Source organism: bacterium (assembly GCA_031082185.1).
Lineage (GTDB): Bacteria > Sysuimicrobiota > Sysuimicrobiia > Sysuimicrobiales > Humicultoraceae > VGFA01.
Window position 1 is genome coordinate 175,564 of the sequence record JAVHLI010000003.1, and the last position, 14,677, is coordinate 190,240.

11 protein-coding genes are annotated in these 14,677 nt (G+C 67.7%); 5 read left to right on the plus strand and 6 right to left on the minus strand.

All coding sequences use genetic code 11. The features are described 5' to 3' along the window. The first annotated feature begins 144 nt into the window (after positions 1–144). The 5 genes from cutA to RDU83_04695 all read left to right on the plus strand — a co-directional run bounded on the left by cutA (position 145) and on the right by RDU83_04695 (position 5,670). Positions 145–2,493: an aerobic carbon-monoxide dehydrogenase large subunit gene (gene cutA, locus RDU83_04675; GenBank protein ID MDQ7840307.1), complete on the plus strand. Its 2,349-nt coding sequence runs from the start codon at positions 145–147 to the stop codon at positions 2,491–2,493. Further along, entirely contained in the window at positions 2,490–3,365 is an 876-nt protein-coding gene (locus tag RDU83_04680) for an FAD binding domain-containing protein (GenBank protein ID MDQ7840308.1), read from the plus strand. The genes cutA and RDU83_04680 overlap by 4 nt, the downstream gene beginning before the upstream one ends. 71 nt (positions 3,366–3,436) lie before the next feature. Continuing rightward, positions 3,437–3,898: a (2Fe-2S)-binding protein gene (locus RDU83_04685; GenBank protein ID MDQ7840309.1), complete on the plus strand. Its 462-nt coding sequence runs from the start codon at positions 3,437–3,439 to the stop codon at positions 3,896–3,898. Next, on the plus strand, positions 3,895–4,770 hold the full coding sequence (locus RDU83_04690) for a DUF2877 domain-containing protein (protein ID MDQ7840310.1): 876 nt from the start codon (positions 3,895–3,897) through the stop codon (positions 4,768–4,770). The genes RDU83_04685 and RDU83_04690 overlap by 4 nt, the downstream gene beginning before the upstream one ends. Further along, positions 4,771–5,670 carry an EamA family transporter gene (locus RDU83_04695; protein ID MDQ7840311.1) on the plus strand — a complete coding sequence of 300 codons (900 nt, stop codon included), beginning with the start codon at positions 4,771–4,773 and terminating at the stop codon, positions 5,668–5,670. It begins immediately after the preceding gene. On the opposite strand, the gene RDU83_04700 is transcribed toward RDU83_04695, so the two are convergent. The 6 genes from RDU83_04700 to RDU83_04725 all read right to left on the minus strand — a co-directional run bounded on the left by RDU83_04700 (position 5,636) and on the right by RDU83_04725 (position 14,665). Then, a complete protein-coding gene (locus RDU83_04700; GenBank protein ID MDQ7840312.1) occupies positions 5,636–6,991 on the minus strand; it encodes an aminotransferase class III-fold pyridoxal phosphate-dependent enzyme in 1,356 nt (451 codons plus the stop codon). The genes RDU83_04695 and RDU83_04700 overlap by 35 nt on opposite strands. 50 nt (positions 6,992–7,041) lie before the next feature. Then, positions 7,042–8,535, minus strand: a complete 1,494-nt coding sequence (locus RDU83_04705) for an aldehyde dehydrogenase family protein (protein ID MDQ7840313.1) — start codon at positions 8,533–8,535, stop codon at positions 7,042–7,044. 22 nt (positions 8,536–8,557) lie between these two features. Continuing rightward, entirely contained in the window at positions 8,558–9,802 is a 1,245-nt protein-coding gene (locus RDU83_04710; GenBank protein MDQ7840314.1) for a M20 family metallo-hydrolase, read from the minus strand. A gap of 26 nt (positions 9,803–9,828) precedes the next feature. Then, a complete protein-coding gene (hydA, locus tag RDU83_04715; protein MDQ7840315.1) occupies positions 9,829–11,211 on the minus strand; it encodes a dihydropyrimidinase in 1,383 nt (460 codons plus the stop codon). A gap of 149 nt (positions 11,212–11,360) precedes the next feature. Beyond that, positions 11,361–12,782, minus strand: a complete 1,422-nt coding sequence (locus RDU83_04720; GenBank protein ID MDQ7840316.1) for a solute carrier family 23 protein — start codon at positions 12,780–12,782, stop codon at positions 11,361–11,363. Between the two features lie 131 nt (positions 12,783–12,913). Further along, positions 12,914–14,665 carry an acetyl-CoA carboxylase carboxyltransferase subunit alpha gene (locus RDU83_04725; GenBank protein ID MDQ7840317.1) on the minus strand — a complete coding sequence of 584 codons (1,752 nt, stop codon included), beginning with the start codon at positions 14,663–14,665 and terminating at the stop codon, positions 12,914–12,916. Positions 14,666–14,677: the final 12 nt, after the last annotated feature.

Genomic DNA, 14,677 nt, shown 5'->3' on the forward strand with positions numbered 1-14,677 from the left:
GCCCCTCCTCCGCCCGGCCGGATGCACCGCGGTAGGGCAGGAGCACCGTTCACGCGCCGCGAAGAAGCCGGTACTCCCGCAGGGCTCGACGTTCCGCAGCGGTCCCGGGCAACCCGGCAGGCTGTGGCGTTGGAGGCGCACACGATGGGGACGCGGTGGTTCGGCGAACGGATCCGGCGGGTCGAGGATCCCCGGCTGCTGACCGGCAGGGGCACCTACGTGGACGACATTCAACCGCCCAACCTGCTCCACGGGGCTGTGCTCCGAAGCCCGCATGCCCGCGCGCGGATCGTGCGGATTGACGCCTCCGGGGCCCGGGCGATGCCCGGCGTCGCCGCGGTCTATACCCACGCCGACCTGCCGCCGCCGCTGGGGGATCCGCTACCCAGGCTCATTCCCCATCCTACCCTGGTCCACCACAAGACCCAGGTGGCACTGGCCGCGGAGAGTGTCCGACACGTGGGCGAGCCGGTGGCGTTCGTGGTAGCCGAAAGCCGCTACCTGGCCGAGGATGCCCTGGAGGCCATCGAGGTTGAGTACGAGGTACTACCGGCCGTTGCAGATTTGGAGACCGCGGCCGGGCCCGACGGCCCTCTGGTCCACGAGGATGCCGGCACCAACGTGGCCGCGCACTACACCCAGCAGGTGGGCGACCCCGAGGGTGCGTTTGCCCGCGCTCCGCACGTCTTCCGCGAGAGGATCCGCATGGACCGGGGGACGGCCGCCTCCATGGAGACCCGCGGGGTCGTGGCGATCTGGGACGCGCGCATGCGCAACCTGGTGATCTATGACTCAACGCAGTCGCCCATCCCGATTCGCAACGGCCTGGCGCAGCTGTTCGGCCTTCCCCAGAACAACGTACGGGTGGTCGCGCCCGATGTGGGTGGTGGATTCGGGCCCAAGATCATGATGTTCTACCCCGAGGAGATCCTGGTGCCGCTGGCCGCGATGCGCCTGGGCCGGCCGGTCAAGTGGATCGAGGACCGGCGCGAGAACTTCGTGGCCACCAACCAGGAGCGGGAGCAGATCCACGACGTTGAGATCGCGGTGGACGGCGAGGGCCGGATCCTGGGCGTGCGCACCGTCTTCCTCCACGACGCCGGCGCCTACATCGCCTATGGGCTGATCGTGCCCATCGTCGCCAGCACCACGCTGGTCGGTCCATACAAGATCCCCAACTACCACTGCGAGTTCAAAGCCGTGTTCACGAACAAGACCCAGGTGAGCCCCTACCGCGGGGCAGGCCGGCCTCAGGGCGTCTTCATCATGGAGCGCCTACTGGATAGGGTGGCGCGGGAGCTGGAGATCGACCGCGCCGAGGTCCGCCGGCGCAACCTGATACAGCCCGACGAGTTCCCCTACGACACCGGGCTGATCTACCAGGACAACGCGCCGCTCATCTACGACAGCGGCAACTACCCCGCGGTGCTGAAGAAGACCCTCGAGATGATAGGGTATGCCCTCTGGCCACAGAGGCAGGCCGAGGCGCGCAAGGCAGGACGAGCGGTGGGCCTGGGCCTGGCCCTCTACGTGGAAGGCACCGGAATCGGTCCATACGAAGGATGCCGGGTCACGGTAGAGCCGACGGGCAGGGTGTTCGCGGCGACGAGCGTGGGCACGCAGGGCCAAGGACACTTCACCGTGTTCGCGCAAATCATCGCGGATGCCCTGGGCGTGGACGTGCGCGACGTCACGGTCACCACCGGCGATACCGCGGCGTTTGGATGGGGCACCGGGACGTTTGCAAGCCGCTCGGCCGTGGTGGCAGGCAACGCGGTGGCGCTCGCGGGCCAGGCGGTGCGGGAGAAGGCGCTCACGGTCGCCGCGGGGATGCTGGAGGCGAGCCCGGACGACCTCGAACTTGCCGAGGGAAAGGTCTTCGTGCGCGGAGCGCCGGCAAGGTCCGTAACGTTGGGCGAGGTCGCCTCCGCGGCCAACCCGCTCCGCGGAACCATCCCAAAGGAATGGGAAGGTCCGGGGCTGGAAGCCTCACGCTATTTCGCCCCGCCGCGGGGCAGCTTCGCCGGCGGGTGTCACGCCGCAATCATAGAGGTTGACCGGGAGACAGGGACGGTGCACGTCGAGCGGTACGTGGTTGTCCACGACTGCGGCACCGTGATCAACCCTATGATCCTGGACGGACAGATCCAGGGCGGCGTGGCCCAGGGCATCGGCGGTGCCTTCTATGAGAAACTGGTCTACGACGAGGACGGCCAGCTCCTGACGCAGACGTTCATGGACTACCTGCTGCCGACCGCAGCCGAGGTCCCCAAGGTCGAGATCGGACATGTCGAGACCCCGTCCCCGCTCAACCCGCTGGGCGTGAAGGGCGCGGGGGAGGCGGGTGTGATCCCGGCCGCGGCGGTCATCGCCTCGGCCCTGGACGATGCCCTGGGCACGCAGGTCGCGGAGATGCCGCTTTCGCACAACCGCCTGCTGGAACTGCTGTGCTGCGCGGAAGCCCCGGCGGCAGATCGGAGAGTGCCATCGTGAAACCCGCACCCTTCGGATACCTCGCGCCCCGCCGGCGCATCGAGGCGCTGGAGGCCCTGAGCGAGTACGGTGTTGAAGCAAAGGTGCTGGCCGGCGGGCAGAGTCTGGTGCCGCTGCTGGCGATGCGCCTGGCCAGCCCGGCGGTACTGGTGGATCTGAACCGAATCAAAGACCTAGCCTTCATCCGTCCCTTTGGAGAAGGGCTGACGATCGGCGCGATGACGCGCCAGCGCGTGGTGGAAACCCACCGACGGGTGGTCAGGCGGATCCCTCTGCTGGCGGAGGCCGTCCGCTGCATCGGGCACCCGCAGATCCGCGCACGCGGCACGATCGGCGGGAGCCTGGCACACGCCGATCCGGCCTCCGAGCTGCCCGCAGCGGCCGCGGCGCTGGACGCCCACTTCGTGCTTGCCAGCGTGCGCGGTGAGCGGGTACTCGACAGTGAGCAGTTCTTCGCGGGCTACCTGACCACCGCCCTGGAACCCGACGAGATACTCACCGAGGTGCGACTGCCCGCGTTGCCGCCGGATGCCGGGTGGGCGTTTCTGGAAATAGCCCGGCGCCACGGCGACTTCGCACTGGCCGGCGTGGCAGCGGTCCTGCGCCTCGACGGCGATGGCCGGTGCACCGAAGCACGCCTGGTCTTCACCGGCGTAGGGCCCGGGCCTGTGCGCGTCCCGGAGGCCGAGCAGGCGCTGCTGGGACAGCAGATTGCACGCTCCACCGTTGCGGAGATGGTGTGCATAGTCCAGGACCGGCTCGATCCCCCTACCGACATCCACGCCACCGCCGACTATCGAAGGCACACCGCCGGTGTGCTGGCAGGCCGGGCCGCACTTCAGGCAGTAGAACGCATCAGGGAGCCACGATAATGCAGCGCGACCCCATTGAGCAGACCACCGCAATCCGGCAGGCCCAACGCCGCACCAAGCGCAGGGTGCCGGTGAGCCAGGCGCTTATCCGCCTGCGCGTCAACGGCAGCGAGGTCGCCCGAACGGTCGAGGTGCGGCGCACCCTGTCCGACTTCCTGCGTGAGGATCTGGGGCTGACCGGAACGCACGTTGGATGCGAGCACGGCGTCTGCGGGGCGTGTACAGTGCTGCTGGACGGCCAGCCGGTCAGGTCGTGCCTGCTGTTCGCCGTGCAGGCCGACGGCGCCGAGGTCACCACGGTCGAGGCGTTGGGCACGCCCGAAGCGCTCTCGCCTCTGCAGCAGGCGTTCATGGACCACCACGCGCTCCAGTGCGGCTTCTGCACGCCCGGGTTCCTGATGAGCGCGACGGCCCTGCTGCGCGACCATCCCCGGCCCTCGAACGAGATAATCCGCGACATGATGGGCGGGCACCTGTGCAGGTGCACGGGATATGCGGCGATCGAGGAGGCGGTGAAAGCCGCCGGAGCATGATGCGGGCCGATCTCATCGCCGCGCCGCTGGCGGGTCTGCGGAATCGAGACACGGCCGGAACCGTTCTGGCCTCGTTCGAGCGCAGCGCCTACCTGGACCTGGACGGCCGTGTCATCGCGGCTGCCTCCCGCGAACTCGACCCTGGACCGCTGACGATCGGGCTGAGCGAGTTCTCGGCTGTCGGGACGCTCTCCCCTGGGGAGCGGGTCGTCCTCCGGGACGGCATCCTGGGGATCGGGCGGTCCGAGGTGGACCTAGGATGCGCCCGCGTCTGGGATCCGGCGCTGCCCCCTCTGCCCGAAGACCTCGCGCCGGACGCGGCGCTGGTCGCGATGAATGGCGTGCGCGAGGCGGTCGTGGACGAGCTCCGTGCCCACGGATCCGAGTCAGGCGTTACGGCGAGGAGTGCAGCGGCAGGGGGTGGCCTCCTGGAAGCGCTCGCCTGTGGGCTGGATGCGATCGCCGCGTTTCTGTCAGGAGAAAGCAGTTCCGGTGCGACGGCCCACGCGGTCGTCGTGCAGATCGCCGGGCGCGGGCCCGGCCTGACGCCGTCCGGGGACGACCTGCTGACCGGGATCGTGCACGCGGTCACGCTGTGGCCCAAGTTGGCGGATGCGGCCGGAGGTGCGTCGCGGGTTCGGGATCTCCTGGTCAGCGCCGCGGTCCCTCATACCACGCGCATCAGCGCCGCCTACCTGGAAGCCGCCCGGCAGGGCTGGGCTTCGGAACCCTGGCACGCTTTGGTGGCTGGTATCGGCCAGGGACCGGACGCCGTGCGCGCGGCGGCCCAGCGGCTCCTGGGTATCGGTGAAACCTCCGGCGCCGACGCGCTGACCGGCTTCTGCTGGGCGTGGCGCCGGGTCGCGGCGTAGATGCGCTGGCGGGGGTATGCGGCGGTGACGGCAGCCGCGGTGCTGTGGGGCATCTCGGGCGTTGTGGCCAAGTCGCTCTTCTCGGGAAGGGTGGACCCGCTGGCGCTTGTGGAGATCCGGTTGACCGCGGCCTTCGCCCTCACCCTCGTCATCTTTAAGGTCCAGCGCAGACCGGTCCGGCTGCCCCGAGGGGAGGTCCTCCGGCTTTTGCCACTGGGCGCGGCGATGGTGCTCGCGCAGACCACATACTACCTGACGATCAGCCTGGCCGACGTGGCCACGGCCATATTTCTACAGTACACCGCGCCGGCGTTTGTTGTGGCCTACGGGATAATACTGCACAGGGAGCGGCTCACCGCCGTTCAGGCGATCTCCCTGTCGGGCGTGATCGGCGGCGCGTATCTGCTCGTGGCGGGGCCAGGGGGCCTGGCGGTCACACCGGCGGCCCTGGCTACCGGCATCGCCTCGGCCATTGGATTCGCGGCGTGGGTGCTGGTGGGCCGGTCGCGGGCGCGCACCACCGGCTCGTGGGAGATGCTCCTGTACGCGCTGGGCACCGGTGCCGTCCTGTGGAGTCTGTTCGTGCCGCCGTGGCAGGCCTACCTGCAGCCGTACAGCGCGGCCGAATGGGGCATGATAGCGTTTATCGTCTTGGCCGCCTCCCTGGTGCCGTTCGGCCTGTTCCTGTACGGTCTGCGGTTCATTGACAGCAGGGCCGCGAGCCTGACCGCCACGATCGAGCCGGTGGTCGCCGCTGGGGTGGCGGCGGCCTTCATCGGAGAGACGCTCACCGGCAGGGGGATAGCTGGGGCGGCGCTCATCCTGGCGTCGGTGATCCTGCTTCATGTGATGCCCGGGGTCCCCACTAGGCAGACCCGACCGGCTGAAGGCGACGCGTAAGTTCAGCCAGGCTCTCGTCGAGGGCCACCACGCCCAAATCGACCTCCTCGCGTGCAATCGTGAGAGGCGGGGCGATGATGAGGATGTTGTACCGCCCGAAGACACAGACGCCGCGGCTCCTCAGTGCCGCGTGAAACTCCCGAAGCAGCGCCGGGTCCCCACCGTATCTCGAAACCAGAGGCTCCCGGCTTTCTCGAGCTCTCACCAGTTCCAGGGCGAAGAACGCTCCCAGCCCTCGCGCGTCCCCCACGACGGCATGCTTGTTGCGGAGATCCTCCAGGGCGGGCCGCAGCCAGCCCTCTACTTCCAGGGCCCGCGTGAGCAGGCCCTCGTCACGGTAGGCCTGCTGTACCGCCAGGGCAACGGCCATCACAAACGGGTGGCCTGAGAAGGTGTGCCCGCACCAGAGGACGTTGTTGTCGAAGTGGCGCGCCAGGGACTCGCGGACCAGGACGCCGCCCAGGGGCACGTAGGCAGAGGTCGCGGCCTTAGCGAAGGTGATCATGTCAGGCGTGACCCCTAGGCGCTGGGCGGCAAAGGGCGCCCCGGTGCGGCCGAATCCGGTCATGACCTCGTCGAAGATAAGGATGATTCCGTGCCGCTCGGTGATCCTCCGGACCCCTTCCAGGTACCCATCCGGGTACACGATCACGCCGTTGGTCCCTACCACCGGTTCCAGGATGACGGCGGCAATCCGCTGGGGATCTTCGTTGAGCAGAATCAGCTCCAGGTGCTCAAGAGCCCGTCGCGTCTCTTCCGCGGGCTCCTCGGTGAAGAAAGGACTCCGGTAAGGGTACGGGGCCAGGAAGTGGACCACGCCGGGAATCCCGGGCTCTGCCGCGAACCGGCGGTCATCCCCGGTAAGGGTGGCCGCTCCGAAACTCGATCCGTGGAAGGAGCGGTAGGAAGCAAGCACCTTGGGGCGCCCGGTGATGAGCCGGGCCATCTTGACGGCATCCTCATTGGCCTCTGCCCCGCCGGTGGTGAAGAACGCCCTGCCTTCCTCCGGCCACGGGGCCAGCTTGATTAAGGTCTCTGCGAGCTCGGCCCGTACATCGTTGAAGAACGAAGGGGCTGCGTAGCAGAGACGCTCGGCCTGGGACTGCATGGCCCGCACAACATGGGGGTGCCCGTGCCCCAGGTTCACCGAGATCAACCCGGAAGAGAAGTCCAGGTATCGTTTGCCCTCCGCGTCGTAGATAAACGGTCCTTGCCCGCGGACGATTGCCGGAGGCCGCAGCCCGGCCTGTGCCGACCAAGGCGTCAGCACATAGCGGGAGTGCTTCGCCTGATACTCCGATGCCTGCTCAGCCATCTTCATGCCACCACCTTCCCCGACTCAAGGAGCTGGAATCACGACACGCGGCCCCGTCAATAGAGGTTGCCCGCCCGCCGCGCGCCGGTGTAGTCCAGGTAGACAACTTTAAGATCGGTGTAGAAGTCTACGGCCACGCTTCCCTGCTCGCGCGGGCCGACGCCGGTGGCCTTGGCGCCGCCGAAGGGCAGGTGGGCTTCGCCGCCCACCGTGGGCTGGTTGACGTGCACGATGCCGACCTCGCTACGGTCCACGAAGCGCATGGCCGCGGACAGATCGCGGGTGTAGATGGACGAGGCCAGTCCGTAGCGCACGGCATTGGCGGCCTCCACGGCAGCTTCGAAGTCCCTCACCCGGCAGACCGCCAGCACCGGGCCGAAGATCTCCTCCTGGAAGATGCGCATTGATGGGGTCACGCGGTCAAACACCGTGGGTGCGACGAAGCACCCCTTGGCGGAGGCGCCGTCGGTGAGCCGGTGACCGCCGGTGATCAGCACTGCGCCCTCCTGCCGGCCGACGGCGATGTCGCGCAGCACGCTCTGCACCTGTGATTCGTCCACCAGCGGGCCCATCTCGGTAGCCGGGTCCGACCCGTCACCCACCACCAAATGCGCGGCCCGGGCGGCCACCGCTTCCACGAACCGATCGGCGATTCCCTGGGTGACGATCACCCGGCTGGTGGCGGTGCAGCGCTGGCCGCTGGAGCCATAGGCGCCCTGCACGGTCCCGGCAACGGCCAGGTCGAGATCGGCGTCGTCCAGCACCACCACCGGGTTCTTCCCGCCCATCTCGGCCTGCACGCGGATGCCGCGGGCAGCCGCCCGCTCGTAGAGCTTCGATCCCACGTCATTGGACCCGGTGAACGAGACCGCCCGCACCGCCTCGTGCGCCACCAGCTCATCCCCCACGGTGCTGCCCGGCCCGATCACCATGTTGAGGACCCCGGGCGGTAGCCCGGCCTCGTGAAAGATCTCCACCAGCATCGTCGCGGTCCAGGGCGTCAGCGTCGCCGGCTTCAGGACCACGGTGTTGCCGCTGACCAGCGCGGGCGCCATCTTCCAGACCGGGATCGCAGCCGGGAAGTTCCACGGCGTTATCAGGCTCACCACGCCCAGGGGATCGCGCCGGGTGTAGGCAAAGGTATTGGGCAGCTCGCTGGGCAGCGTCTCGCCGCGCAGGCGCCGGCCTTCGCCGGCGATGAATTCCACTATGTTGCGGCTGCGCTGCAGCTCACCGGTGGCCTCGGCCAGCGTCTTGCCTTCCTCCCGGGTCAGGATCTCGGCGAGGCGGGGGATCTCGCGGTCGAAGCGCTCCAGCGCGCGGAAGAGGATGCGCCCCCGCGCAGGCGCCGGCGTGTCGCGCCATCCTGGGAACGCCTGGCGCGCGGCCTCGATCGCCTCCCGCGCCTCCTCGCGGCCTGACAGCGGCACCTGGCCCAGGATCTCGCCGGTGGCCGGGTTGCGGTTGGGCACCGTTCGGGTCCCGCCCGGAGTCTGCCACCGCCCGCCGATGAAGTTCCGGTAGATCTGCTCGCCTGCAGCTTCAACCATGTACTGCCCCTCCACTCGGGCCTCAGCCCTGCTCAAGAATCCAGGCCGTGGTCTTGGCGGCCAGGCGGTCCAGGGCCTGGACAGCCAGCTCCAGGTGTTCCACCCTGGTGTCCTCGATCTTGTTGTGGGATATGCCCCGCAGACTCTGCACGAACAGCATCACCGTGGGCACGCCGGCTCTGGCGACCTCCGCGGCGTCGTGAAGTGGGCCGCTGGGTAGGCGGTGGCTGTCGCCGCAGGTCTCCCTGATGGCCGCATCGCAGAACTCGATGAGGTCGGGGTGAAATGGAACCGGCTCGATGCGCCACAGATCGCTGAACTTCACCTCCACATTTCCCTCCTGAGCGAACCGGCGGGCGGCATCCTGGGCTTCCTGCCACATCTCGGCCAGGCGCTCGGCGTCCAGGTGGCGCTGGTCCAGGATGATGGCACATTCCTCCACCACTGAGGTGGCGATACCAGGCCGGGTCGTGCAACTGCCTATGGTGCAGAAACCGCCCCATCGGGCCGCGATGGAGTAGATCTCCTGGGCCATCTTGCCGGCGGCCAGGAAGGCGTCCCGCCGCCTGTCCATTGGCGTGGCCCCGGAGTGGGCCGCCTGACCCGTGAACCTGACTATGTGCCGCTCCACGCCCAAGGTGCCCAGCACAGCGCCCAGCGGCAGACCCAGACCCTCCAGCACGGGCCCCTGCTCGATGTGCAGCTCGATGTAGGCCGCGGCTCCCCGGAGTTCCCCTCGGGCCTCGGCCACACGATCCAGGTCGATCCCATAGGCCTTGAGTACATCGGGCAGGGCCACGCCCTTCCCGTCGGCTAGGCCGCGTACCTCATCCGGGTTCAGACTGCCGGCGGCCGCGCTCGACCCAAAGAGGCTACGCCCAAAGCGGGCACCCTCCTCGTCGGCCCAGTCCACCAGGCGCACCGTCACCGGCGGCCTGCCGCCACACTCGGCGTGGATCCGGCGCAGCACCTCAAGGCCTGCCAGCACATTGAGGCAACCGTCCAGCCAGCCCCCGTTCGGCACCGAGTCCATGTGCCCTCCGATCAGGAGGGCCTTCTCCGACGCGCCGGCCAGGGTTGCCCAGAGGTTGCCGGCCTCATCCCTGTGCACCTCAACGGGCAGATCGGCCATCCTATCTTTCAGCCAGGACCGAGCCTTGGCCCAGGTTTCGGTGAAGGCCACTCGCTGTGCGCCGTGCTCATCGGAAGTGAGAGACCGCAGATCCTTGAGCTCCTGGACGGTGCGGGCCGGGTTCAACGCCTTCACGCTTCCCTCTCCTCCTGGCCCGAGACTCAGGAATGCGTGGGCTCGCGCCGGAGGAACCGGCCTCGACCTGGATCGCCCACAAATCGGCCGTCGCGAACCGCGATCTTCCCCCGCACCGTAACGATGGACGGCCGTCCGTCAATCTCCATGCCCTCAAACGCGCTGTAGTCAACGTTCATGACCTGGGTCTTGGCCGAAAGCGTGCCCCGGTAACCGGGGTCGTAGATGACCAGATCGGCGTCGCTTCCCACTGCGATCGTGCCCTTTCTCGGAAACAGACCAAAGAGTTTGGCCGCGCGGGTGCTGGCCGCGTCCACAAAGCGATGGATGTCGAGGTGGCCGCGGCTCACCCCGTAGGTGTAGAGCAGGTTCACGCGATCCTCGATGGCGGGCATGCCGTTTGGGATCTTGGTGAAGTCCCCCCTGCCCATCTCCTTCTGGCCCTGGAAGTCGAAGGGCGCGTGGTCGGTGCCGACTGTGTCAATGAACCCCTGCGCAAGAGCGTCCCAGAGCGTCTCCAAGTTCCGCTTCTCGCGCAGCGGCGGCGACATCACATACTTGGCCCCTTCAAACCCGGGCCGTTCAGCGTAGGTCTTGTCGAGGATCAGGTGGGGGATGACCGACTCGATGTGGATACGCACGCCCTGGGATTTGGCCTCCAGCGCGACCCGCAGGGCCGGCTCGCACGATAGGTGCACAACATAGCCGCAAGCACCGGTGGCGGCCAGGAAGGTGGCGAAGTGGTACGTGCCCTCAGCCTCCACCGCTTCCGGGCGGCTCGCTTCGTGCCACTCTGGGCCGGTCTTGCCCTCGGTCACCAGCCGTTGCTGGAGGCGTGAAACAAGCTCCGCGTTCTCGCAGTGGGCCGTGACGATGACGCCCAGCTCCTTGGCCAGAGTGAGCGTCCTGAACAGCTCGTCGTCTTCTACTCCAAGGAAGTTCTTGTAGGCCAGGAATACCTTGAAGGAGGTGGTGCCGTCTTGGACGATCTGGCGGAGCGCCGCTGCGGTTCGGTCGTCGAACTTGGCGACCGACATGTGAAACGAGTAGTCGCATGCGCTGTGGCCCTCGGCCTTGGACTTCCACAACGCATACCCCTCCAGCGCGTCCTCGGCTCTGGTGGGGCAGCACATCTCGATGTAGGTAGTGGTGCCTCCCACCAGAGCCGCCTGACTGGCGGTGGTGTGCGTATCCTTGCTGAATGTCCCCATGAAGGGGAGGTAGGCGTGGACATGGGGGTCAATGAAACCGGGAAACACGTACTGCCCGCCGGCATCCACCACCTCGGTACCAGGAGGGACCTCGAGGTTCTTCCCGATGCGCGTGATCGTCTCGTCCTCAACGTAGATATCGGCCCGATAGCGCGAATCAGCCGTGAGGATCTCTCCGTTCTTGACAAGCAGCGGCATGTGATCACCCCACAGGTGCCCTGTCCTGACACCTTCTGCGCCGCAGAGGACCGGTCCTTTCCTTGGAGCAAAAAGACCGGATAGACGAGGCGGCCGCCATCAGGCGGCCGCCTCACACTATCAACCGGCAGGAATCGAAACCGGCCCGTCTAGCTCTTTATGCCCCGCTCCTCGGGCGTCCCAGGCAGCAGGTTGTCCAGGATAAGCCCGAATATCGCGGCCACCGCCATGCCGGTGGACCCGATGATGTTGATCATATCGGCCAGCCACGGTGCCCAGGCGATGGCCACCCTCCTGGCCTCGAAGCCCATCTCCGGCACGCCGCCGAAGTAGGCCGGCAGGCTCAGGCCCATGAAGAGAGAGAACCCGATGATCAGCAGATTCCGGTCGCTGCGCAGATCTGCCCGGGCCACCTGCTGCACGCCGATCGCGGCGATAAGACCGAACAGCGCGCAGTACATCGCGCCCACGACCGGCCGGGGCAGCGTCGCGACCAGCGCCCCGAACTTGGCGAAGATCCCAAAGAAGATGAGGATGAACGCCCCGATGGTCACCACGTATCGGCTGGCCACACGCGTGATACCGATCAGGCCGATGTTCTCGGAGTAGCTGGTGCTGGAGAAGCCACCGAAGATCCCCGTGAAGAAGCAGCCCACACCCTCGGCGCGGATGCCACGACTGATCGTCTGCTCGCTCGGGTCTGGGAGCCGGCTCATGTACGATACCGAGTGGTAGTCGCCGAACGACTCAATCATCGAGGCCAGATAGCTGGCCAGGATGGCCAGGAAGAATGCCAGGCTGAACTTGGGCCATCCCCACGGGAAGATCCAGCCGACCCCCTCGCCCCACGGCGGCCGGAACCACGGCGACGCCGCTACCCCTGCCAGGTTGACATAGGCCGGGTGCTTGGGATCGAACGTCCCGATTGAGCTGAAGAGGAGGGAGACACCCCAACCAATGGCCGCTGCCAGCAGAATGGGAAACAGCCGGAACACGAGACTGGTACGGGACAGGAACTGCGAGAACCAGAAGATACAGATGATCACCAGCGCGGAGATGGGCCAGAACAGACCGGCCATCGGCGCGCCAACCTTGAACAGCGCCAGTCCGATCAGCATGATCACCGGCCCGATCACCACCGGGCTGATGTACCGGCGCAGCTTACCGACCCAGCCGAACTGGCCGACCGCCGCCTCGACTACCGCGCCGCTCATGATGGCGCCGGCGATGTACTGCATGACGGTAGCAGGACCGGCACCCTTGTGCGCGCCTATGATCGCGAAGAACGGTCCGAGGAACGAGAACGAAACGCCCTGCACGATCGGGAGCCGGGTCCCCCAGTGTACCTGCAGCAGGGTCACGAGACCGGAGGCCAGCATGACGGCGCCGATCAGCGTCGCGATCTGGTGCGCGTTCATCCCCATTGCCGGTCCCAAGAGTAGCGGGACGGACACAGTTGCCCCAAACATAGTCAGAACATGTTGGGCGCCCAGGAAGAAGGCTCTGCCAAACGGGCGGGGGATGTCGTCAACGCTGTAGATGAGATCCCCTCTTCGCACTTCCGCTGCCATCCATTCGCCTCCCTTCGTGGTCAGAATCCGCCCATTCCGACTTTCCCATCCACCCCCTCTCCATCAGGAATTGCAGAAGCCACACAGGAATCGTGCAACCGTTCGACGCTGCGCAGGAGTTCCCTGCTGATCTAGCTCTCGGCCTCCGGTGATGCCCGGTCCTGACGCCCGGCCCCCCTGCGCCGCGGCAGCCTGCGCTCCAGCATCTCCAGCGCATCCTGCACCTCTCCTACCACCACCTCTCGCCAGTAGGCGCCCACGCGCCCGATCTGCCGGTACTTGTGGTAGCGCCGGCGCAGCAACCTGTCCGTGGACTGGTGGCGAAGGGCGCCCAGCGCCACGCGAAGGTGCCGGCGCACGGATTCGGCAGCGGCATCAGGATCGGCGTGCGCCCCGCCGGGCGGCTCCGGCACGATCTCGTCAATCACTCCCAGCTTCAGCAGGTCGGGCGCCGTCAGCTTGAGCGCGGCCGCGAGATCCTCGGCACGCGTAACGTCCCTGTAGAGGATGGCGGATGCACCCTCGGGCGAGATGACCGAGAAGTACGCGTGCTCCAGCATCATCACCCGGTCGCCCACCGCCAGCGCCAGCGCGCCGCCGCTGCCGCCTTCACCGATGACCACCGCCACGATCGGCGTGGGCAGAAGCGCCATCGCCTGCAGGTCGTGGGCCAGTGCCTGGGCGATCCCCCGTTGCTCGGCCTCGTACCCCGGGTAAGCGCCCGGGGTGTCAATCAGGGTCACCAGCGGCAGGCGGAACTTGGCGGCCAGGTTCATGAGGCGTAGCGCCTCGCGGTAGCCTTCGGGGTAGGCCATACCCCGGCGGCGCGCGGACGCCTCTTCCGGGGTGGCGCCGCGCTCCTGACCGATCACGACCACGGTCTGGCCGTCGAGCTCGCCCAGCCCGCCGACAATCGCCGGGTCGTCGCCGAACTGGCGGTCTCCATGCAGCTCGACGAATCGGGAGAACAGGCGCCGTATGTAGAACAACGCGGTCGGGCGATCCGGCCGTCGGGCGACCTGGACGATCTCCCAGGCCGGCCGATCTGCTGCCCGGGTTGTGGCGCGGGCAGGCAGGCGGCCCGCGGCCCGGCGCGCGGGAGGAGGCCTCCGCATGTGGTGCACCAGGCCTGAGACCACCTCGCGCAGTGCGCGCCGGTCAACCAGCATATCCACCATGCCTCCGGCGAAGAGCCGCTCGGCGCGGTGCGATCCCGGAGGCAGGGTCTCGCCGATCGTTGCCTCGATGACGCGCGGCCCTATGAACCCGATCTGCGCCCCGGGCTCCGCGACCAGCACGTCGCCCAGAGAGGCGAAGCTCGCGGCCACGCCCCCAAACGTGGGGTGGGCGAGCACCGAGATGTGAGCCAGTCCGGCGGCGTGATGGTGCCCGCGCGCCGCCGCGGTTTTGGCCATCTGCATCAGGGAAAGCATCCCTTCCTGCATCCGGGCGCCGCCGCTGGACGTGACAGACACCACCGGCCAGCGGCGCCGGGTGGCGACCTCGAACGCGTCGGCGATCTTCTCGCCAACCACCGAGCCCATCGTCCCTCCGAGAAACGCGAAATCGAAAACAGCCAGGACCACCGGCAGCCCGTCTATCCGGGCAACCCCGGTCACCACCGCCTCGCGCAGTCCGGTCTGCTTGCGGGCATCGAGCAGCCGCGCCCGGTAGGCGCGCTGATCCGTGAACTTGAGCGGGTCCACCGACACCAGGCCGCGGGTAAGTTCCTTGAACGTCCGCGGGTCGGCCAGGGCCTCGATCCGGTCGCGGGCCGGCATGGAGAGGTGCCACCCGCACGAGGGGCACAGCCACAGGGCAGACCGCAGCGTGCCGAGGGCGGTCTCGGTCTGACATTCCGGACAGCGTTCGGTTTCAGCCATGGCGCGGCCTCT

What these genes read in the sequence shown, in the direction of transcription:
- cutA (MDQ7840307.1), top strand. Translation starts at nt 145, where the DNA reads ATGGGGACGCGGTGGTTCGGCGAACGGATCCGGCGGGTCGAGGATCCC.
- RDU83_04690 (MDQ7840310.1), top strand. Translation starts at nt 3,895, where the DNA reads ATGATGCGGGCCGATCTCATCGCCGCGCCGCTGGCGGGTCTGCGGAAT.
- RDU83_04695 (MDQ7840311.1), top strand. Translation starts at nt 4,771, where the DNA reads ATGCGCTGGCGGGGGTATGCGGCGGTGACGGCAGCCGCGGTGCTGTGG.
- RDU83_04700 (MDQ7840312.1), bottom strand. Translation starts at nt 6,991, where the DNA reads ATGAAGATGGCTGAGCAGGCATCGGAGTATCAGGCGAAGCACTCCCGC.
- RDU83_04705 (MDQ7840313.1), bottom strand. Translation starts at nt 8,535, where the DNA reads ATGGTTGAAGCTGCAGGCGAGCAGATCTACCGGAACTTCATCGGCGGG.
- hydA (MDQ7840315.1), bottom strand. Translation starts at nt 11,211, where the DNA reads ATGCCGCTGCTTGTCAAGAACGGAGAGATCCTCACGGCTGATTCGCGC.
- RDU83_04720 (MDQ7840316.1), bottom strand. Translation starts at nt 12,782, where the DNA reads ATGGCAGCGGAAGTGCGAAGAGGGGATCTCATCTACAGCGTTGACGAC.
- RDU83_04725 (MDQ7840317.1), bottom strand. Translation starts at nt 14,665, where the DNA reads ATGGCTGAAACCGAACGCTGTCCGGAATGTCAGACCGAGACCGCCCTC.